At 45.5% G+C, this 7650-nt stretch carries 5 protein-coding genes; all 5 read right to left on the reverse strand.

Going from position 1 to position 7650, the window contains the following annotated elements; translation table 11 throughout:
• Window positions 1-131: 131 nt before the first annotated feature.
• A complete protein-coding gene (locus tag QUA13_RS08580) occupies window positions 132-1436 on the reverse strand; it encodes a hypothetical protein (protein ID WP_333197940.1) in 1305 nt (434 codons plus the stop codon).
• A gap of 20 nt (window positions 1437-1456) precedes the next feature.
• Window positions 1457-2686 (reverse strand): decarboxylase, encoded by a 1230-nt coding sequence (locus QUA13_RS08585; protein ID WP_333197942.1) that lies wholly within the window; start codon window positions 2684-2686, stop codon window positions 1457-1459.
• Between the two features lie 138 nt (window positions 2687-2824).
• On the reverse strand, window positions 2825-4684 hold the full coding sequence (locus QUA13_RS08590; RefSeq protein WP_333197944.1) for an asparagine synthetase B family protein: 1860 nt from the start codon (window positions 4682-4684) through the stop codon (window positions 2825-2827).
• A 33-nt stretch (window positions 4685-4717) separates the two neighbouring features.
• Window positions 4718-5341 carry a DUF3859 domain-containing protein gene (locus tag QUA13_RS08595; RefSeq protein ID WP_333197946.1) on the reverse strand — a complete coding sequence of 208 codons (624 nt, stop codon included), beginning with the start codon at window positions 5339-5341 and terminating at the stop codon, window positions 4718-4720.
• A gap of 239 nt (window positions 5342-5580) precedes the next feature.
• Window positions 5581-7650 (reverse strand): CHAT domain-containing protein (locus tag QUA13_RS08600; RefSeq protein WP_333197947.1); only part of this gene is annotated, 2070 nt, incomplete at its 5' end.

Raw genomic sequence — 7650 nt, forward strand, 5'->3', positions numbered from 1 at the left:
CGGCTTAATTGCACATTATATCTGTAGGGAAACGGCACTGCCGTTTCCTTATCTGCACGGACACGGCAATGCCGTTTCCCTACCGCACAGGATATTTGCGCGGAGACGGCAATGCCGTTTCCCCACAAACCTCAACCAAAACTGTCAACAACATAAATAGAACTATCCGTGCCGCCTAGCAGAATCAAACTGCTGTCATCGCTGCCTAAATCTCGACTGCCGGCAATTCCTCGATTCAAAATTTGAATCAGTTTTTGAGGACTAAACGATTCCAATTCTACATAATTACCTAATTCCAACCACTCCAATTCTTCAGCGGATAAATCTTGGCGAATTGCTGGCGGTAACTGTACAGCATCTCCTGCATATTCCTGATAATTTAAAACAAGCATACTGTTGCCAGCCGCCATAATTTGCCGGGGCAGCAGTCCGATATCAATAATTAGCGCGCTGCTATCTGGGAACCAATTAGGACTGGTGCGCAGGTGGTCAACTAAACCAATTCCTCGGGGAGTGCAATCGTGCAAAGCGTACACTTTTAAGTCGGGATTTCGGCGCAGCATTTCCATAGTTGTGTCGAAGATACTTTGCGGATATCCGGTAATGCTGAGGACTGCACAGTTGTTTTCAAAGTGAAAATTGTTGGCGATTAAAAATTGGGCAATTTCTGGGCGATCGCACACAACTAATCTGTCAAAACTGTAAGCGCTGACATCAGGACTAACGGCGGTATTTCCATTTAGAGCGCGGGGAGGCGGCAGCAATTTAGTCATAGAGTTAATTGCGGTCCAAGTATTAAGCCAACCTTGAAACTGATTTAACTCAATAGTAAATTGTTGACTGTTTGCAGGTTTTTTGTCAATTTTTCTGCTTCCCAAATAGATAGATAGCAGTCCGATAGCAGAGCTAGCTAAAAACAGCGGAAAGGAATTTGATAACAGACTTACACCAATTCCACACACCAGAACTATTCCTCCCCAAACTTGCAAAGTCTTTGCAAAGTTCTGGCGTTGTTTGTACGGATATTTCCTAGAACGGCTAGCAGTAAAAGTTCCTGCAATCAATAAACAATTGATCGCAAACATTACCAAAATGAAAGCTATACTCCCTTCTGAAAATAGATTGGGTGTTAAGATAAGAACAAAGATACCCGAAACTATATTAATAATTACGTATCCTGGGATTGTGTAGAACAGTTCATCATTTTTTGGTCTCGATCGCTTGTCTAAAAGGTAAAATAACTGCTTCGGGGTAAAAAACAGCGTATCATTAACCGAAATATCTGCGATCGCCTTGGCAAACATGGGGTCAGTTATTTTGACACCAGTCATTGAAGTCGGTTCAAATGCAAACTTATGCCTGCATCGTACACAGCGGCCGCTATTTGCCGTGCGATCTTTTAAATTATTGTCAGTATGACAGTTAATGCACTTCATAAACTTCTCCTATTGAATATTCAAAAAACTTGATTTGCTAACAAAATGCTGTAACCTTCTCTTTGGCGAATCACGCGATGCTGGTTATTTTCTAACAGCACTTCCGCAGGTCTGGGGCGGTGCAAAAAGTGCGATGACATGGCATAGCCGTAGGCTCCCACATCTAAAATAGCCAGGATTTCCCCAACTCTCAAAGCTGGTAAATGACAGTTTTTTCCCAAATAATCCCGCGAATAAGTAGTATTGCCGCAAACATCAGTCAGATGTAGAGAATCCCGGCAATTCCAGGTATAAATCTCTCGATAACCGCCGTGAACTGACGGCACTGAAAGATTAGCAACAGTAGTATCCACGCCGACAATTTGTTTGGCTTCTTGCCATTTTGTCGAAACAACTTGAGCGAGCAAAGTAGCACATCCTGCTACAACCGATCGCCCTGGTTCAACTATTAGCTGAATTTCGCGATCGAGTTGGCTAATTTTGCTGGTTAATTCTGCTCCGAACAGTTCCCAGTCAAAGGCTGTACCCCCGCTGCGGTAAGGGTAGCCAAAACCGCCGCCAAAATCGAGATATTCCCAATCTGGCAATTGCTGAGCTGCGGCAATTATAGTATCAATTACTTGAGTAAAAGCTGCGGTAGAATTAGTGCCGGTACCGCGATAAAAATGCAATCCGCTGAGCTTTAATCCGGCTTTTCTAGCGAGGGCGATCGCCTCTGGGAATTCTGTCGATCGCACTCCAATTCGACTGTCTCCAGTTAGTTCGGGCAAATTCAGTCTCAAACCCAAACTAGGCGGTTCTAAAATCTGTTGGTTTTCCCTGAGAGATTGATAAACTTCACAGCACAACTGCAACTGAGCAAGACTGTCGAAATTCAGAGTTTTGACACCCCATTTGAGAACTTGTGCCATCTCATTTCGGTGCAAATTGCTGCCGCTGTAAACAATGTTATTGGGCGCAAAACCTGCCTGACTTCCTAAATAAATATCTCCCGGTGTATTGGCGTGCAGTCCCCACCCGCAAGCTTGAAAAATTTGCAGCAGTGCGATGTTGCCATTTGTCACGCTGGCAAAACAAAATTGAGTTCGCGGATAGGAAATTGCTTTAGTAATGCGGGCGATAGTCCGGCGCAAAATATCGCTTTGATAAACGTAAAGCGGGGAACCGTAGGTAGCTAATAACTCTTCGGCTAGGGAAAGAGTAAAAGGCGGTTCTTTGAGAATTGATTCGCGATCGGCGATTGTGGACATAATGGTAAAGTAGATGTTTGTTTAATTAGCAATTATCCCAAATCCAGCTTTAATACCTCACTTATGCTTTAGTCCGCGAAGGCTGAATTCGTTTGTGTAGACGCGGTTTTTACCGCCGAGAAATAAAGGGATTAGCGTTTATTCTGCCCACTGCTGGCGGTAATTCCAAACCGAGCGAGGCAACCAAAACGGATGATTCCAAGATTTGTTTTTCACATACTCACCTAAAATTTGCGATCGCCAAATTTGCCACATAATTAACAGCCAAATAATTTCGCCAATGCGGCGGCCTTGAATTCCCGCTGCGAACTTGCCGGACACAATTTGAGCAGCTAAATCGGGTTGCCAGCGTTTCTCTGACAGCAGCACGGCAGGGTTCAACCAATCGCCAATTTGATGCCAAAATTCATTAAAACACCAGGAGGTTAAGGGAACCCCCATACCCCGTTTTTCTCGCCAAACTATTTCCGCAGGCAGCCAATTTTCCACGGCTCGTTTGAGGATGTATTTCTCGCAAGCACCCCGCAAACACAATTCTCCAGACAGTTTAAACGTCCAGTCTGTTAAGGCAAAATCGCAAAAGGGCGATCGCACTTTCAGACCAAAAGCTAGAGCTAAATTAGCAGCGCGGGGATGGATGTTCTGCGCGCCTTTGAGCATCAACCCCGCGCGGCGGAGGCGGTGCAGCAAAGACCCGCCCAAAGCAGGATTAAGAGCCTCTAGCAGCCAATCTTGAGGGTGCAAATTCTGAATTTGAGTATAAATTTGCGGCTGGTAAACTTTAGTTTCGTATCCCCACATCCGGTGAAAAGTTCGCAGGTATTGCAGGGCAAAAGCTTCGTCTCCGGCAGGATTTGCAGCTTGATAAATACCCGCTGCAATCAGGGGTTTATTCGTCCATCCCGCAAATAACTGATCGCCGCCTTCGCCGTTGAAAACGAGATCGGTTTCTTGACTCGCAGCTTCATTTAAAAGGTACAGAGGCACTGTAACTCCATCGCCAAAAGGCAAATCTAAAGCTTTCACAGCAGAATGCAAAACTTGTTTAATCCGGTGCGGCCTGGCATCTACTTTTACTAAGGGAATTTTCAGCGAATAGGCTACTTGTTCAGCCCAAGGATATTCAGGAATTCCGGCTTCGCCAAAGTCGAGAGTATAAGCGCGCACTTTGACTCCGGCTTTTACTAATAAAGCTGCGACAACTGAGGAATCTAAACCGCCTGATAGAAATACTCCGACAGTTTCACTGCTGTTTATATCGGCAATTTGACGGTGAACTGCATCTTTAAGTAAGTTTTGCAATTGTGCGATCGCTTCTGCTTCGTCTTGTATTTTTTCTGAACTTTCTCCCCATTCCAACAAGCGTTTTGATTTTGGTTCAAAAATGACACCGCTATCTCGATCGCACTCCCAAGTCAATTCGGTTCCTGCGGGAACTGCGAATACATTTTTGACCGGAGTTAAAGGAGTTGGGACATAGGAAAAACAGCTATAGCCGTACAAACCGGGAATGCTTACATCTGGCTGTTCGCAAATATTTAACAGCACTTGCAAACTCGATGCAAACCAAATACTCTGCCCGATTTGCGTCCAGTAAAGCGTTACTCGCCCGAAGGGTTCCCTTCCCAAAATCAGGCAATTTTCTCGAACGTTTACCCAGACATCAGGTAACAGCAAACCGTTAGCTGACGGATATGTAGATAGTCCAGATGCTGAAAGGGCGGCGATTTGCAAAGTACGTGAAGCGTAGCTATCCCGCAGGGAATTGCTCTTTTTGGTCGGCAAGCTTGGCGCGCCATCGAGTTCGGTACTAGCAACATTCCAAATTGGATGATTTTCGCTGCCTGCGGTGGAAAAACTGGAAGAATCCTCGACTTTTTGAACTGGAATTTCTCTGGCAGACTGGCTGATAATTTTCGCCAGCAGCGCTTCTGATTTGTGGCGAGAATCGCAGCCCCAGTATCCTAAAAATTGACGCGGTTTGTTGGTGATTCCCATATTAAAATCTATCCATAGGCGAGTTTTTTATAATTATTTAACTTCAAAGGATGTACTGCCGATCGCACGACTTTCAACGAACATTTTAACTTGCCAATTTCCGGTAGCAGCAGCAGTACCAATTTGGTAGCGGCATTGAGTATTCCAGATAGGTTTGTCGATTTCGCGAGTCTGATAGCGGTTTTGTTTGACAACTTGACCGCTGGGGTCAATCCAATCGCAAGATAACGACAGTTTTTTCCCTATCGGTGCATCTTTTAACGTAGTACGGTAAAATATTTCAGGATTATTTTGGCGGGAAATAACTGTCAAATTGCCGCCATCATCCTGCACTGAAGTTATGCGGTTTTGTTGAATTGAAACGCGATCGATCGCTTGTCGGTTTTGCTGAATGTAGAATCCGGTAATTGCGATCGCCCCCGCCGCAGCCGCAGCCAATCCTCCTGCAATCCACCGATTTCGCCGCTGCTGCTGGGCTAGTGCTTCCCGGCGCTGCAACTGGATTAAAGCTTCATTTAGCAACTCTGGAGGCAAATTCAATTCCTGCAAAATTTCTTTGACTTCTTCGGAATCAAGTTCAGATTGCCGGAGGTTAGAAAGGCGTTCTACTTCAGCTACTATTTGCTTTAGTTGAGTTTGAGTCAGTCGATTTTCCATATATTAAGACGCGGTAGGAGTTTTTCATGCGACTTACTGACCCCAGTTAATTAACATTTTAAAACTGGCTGAGCTTCAAGTCAATTCATAAGTTTCATAATCTTGAGTTCATAAAAGTCATACAGCAGATTCCACTTTTATGAAATACACCCGGATCGCTCTTCGATCCCCGTAGGGACAGGGCATTGCCGTATCCCTACAAGGGCTATGTACTTACTTACCAGCAATAGTGCTGTATATCATTTCCACTCTCCTTGCAAGGTAAAAGCCGCCCAATAATAGGGAGACTTCCATTTTTCCTGCTGCATCATTTCCATCTGCGCGGCCCTCAAAGCTGCCGCAGGTGTTAACTTTTGTTGCAGCATTTTCTGATAAAACTTTTGCATTAACACAGCAGTTCCTTCATCATCTACACTCCACAAGCTCACCGCCACCCGCTGCGCCCCCGCATACATAAAACCCCTCGTCAATCCCACCATTCCTTCGCCTTTAACATTCTGTCCCATGCCCGATTGGCAAGCACTTAAAACCACTAAATTTGCCGCCAGTTTCAAGTTGAAAATATCCGTGAGGCGCAAAAAACCATTGACAAGATTGCCCTTGTCATCTACCATCGACATCACCATTCCTGACAGTTCGGGATTTTGGCTGTTGGCAAGGCCGTGGGTGGCTAAGTGAATAATTTGATAATTGACTAAATTTCCATCGGTAGCAGTAGTGCGACTGGCATCAAAATCAAATATTTGACGGCTAGAAGCTGAGGGGAATAAGCTGGATATTGTTTGGGCTTCTTGGCGGGTAAATGGTAGACGATCGGGGGGCCATTTTATCTCGGAAGCGCGAACCGAGCGATTTAAACCGAGGTTATTTGCTTCTAATTTTTCTGTTGTTGCTTGGGTGATTTTTCCTTTAATTCTTTCATCGTCTGGACTGAAAACAGGGTCTGCTAAAATTGCTAAAGTTTGGCTGGGCGGTTTTCTATCTCCGTAATTTTGCCTGAGAATAGCGAGAGTTGAGGCAGAAGGCAGAGTGATAATTTCATGTTCGGCAATTAAGGGAACATTGGTATTTTGTCCGGCGGTTTGGGGAAGAGTTAAAGCGGGAAAAGGGGTATAGTGCAGCACGCCGTCGGGAACAATTAATAAGCGTTTGTTTGCTAATTGGGCTGCGGCAGGCTGTAAAATTATTTGACCGAGATTTGCACTTGCTTGGGCAACTTTTTGGGGAATATTTCTCTGGGTTGGGCTAGTGACTGCGGTGCGGAAAGCCACTGCTGCTGTTTCTATGTCAACCTGTTTTGGTAATTCATAGCTGGTTAGTCCGGTTGATGTCACCACCCACAAATAACTGCGGTCTTTCCCGAGGGAATACTGCAATAAAATCGTGTTTTCATCGAGAATTTGTTTCTGAATTTCTGGTAGCGTTAAAGGTTGGGGTTGGGTGAGGGCAGCGTAGCGGGGGCTGGTACTACGAATTTGGGTTTGAATTTGCTGATATTGTTGCAAAAGTGCGAGGCGCTGTTTGTCGATTTCATCGATTTTAGTGGCGTTGGGGTTGGGGGGGCTGATTGTTTCGATACGCTGCTTTTCAATGGCATCGAGTTGCTGTTGCAAGCTCTTTTCCTGTTGCAGTAACTCGGAGGAAATACCTTCGCGAATGTTGGCGTTACTTTCTTGGAGAAGTTCGAGGAGGCTGCGAGCTCTCGAACGTTCGCTGGCTTCTAAGGCTTTGCGATCGTAACCGGATTTAGGATTAGTTTTGTGCAGTTGCATTAACAAATCGATGTAGAATTCGTAGTAGTTCTGGACTGTGGCAAAGTATGAGCTGCGGAGTTCTGGGCTGGCTATTTTGGTGCGGAGGTTTTCGATAATTTTGATAGAGGATTCAATGTCGTTGAGGGCTTCGGTAAGATTGTTTTGGTCGCGTTTGACAGAAGCGATATTGCTGAGGGTGGCGACTTCCCCAGAGCGATAGCCTGTTGCCCGGCTCAGAGGAAGCGACTGGATGTAATACTCTAGCGCTTTCTGTTTTTCTCCCAATTCTGAGTAGACACCGCCGATGTTGTTGAGGGTGACAGCTTCCCCAGAGCGATCGCCTGTTGCCCGACTCAGAGGAAGCGACTGGGTGTAATACTCTAGCGCTTTCTGTTTTTCTCCCAATTCTGAGTAGACTAAGCCGATGTTGCTGAGGGTGAGAGCTTCCCCAGAGCGATCGCCTACTGCCCGTCTCAGGGGAAGCGACTGGGTGTAATACTCTAGCGCTTTCTGTTTTTCTCCCAATTCTGAGTAGACTAAGCCGATGTTGCTGAG

The organism is Microcoleus sp. S28C3, assembly GCF_036700785.1.
In the GTDB taxonomy this organism is placed as follows: Bacteria; Cyanobacteriota; Cyanobacteriia; order Cyanobacteriales; family Microcoleaceae; genus Microcoleus; species Microcoleus asticus.

Bases quoted from the DNA above. Each gene is read 5' to 3' on its own strand.
- QUA13_RS08595 (WP_333197946.1), bottom strand. From the start codon at position 5,341: ATGGAAAATCGACTGACTCAAACTCAACTAAAGCAAATAGTAGCTGAA.
- QUA13_RS08580 (WP_333197940.1), bottom strand. From the start codon at position 1,436: ATGAAGTGCATTAACTGTCATACTGACAATAATTTAAAAGATCGCACG.
- QUA13_RS08585 (WP_333197942.1), bottom strand. From the start codon at position 2,686: ATGTCCACAATCGCCGATCGCGAATCAATTCTCAAAGAACCGCCTTTT.
- QUA13_RS08590 (WP_333197944.1), bottom strand. From the start codon at position 4,684: ATGGGAATCACCAACAAACCGCGTCAATTTTTAGGATACTGGGGCTGC.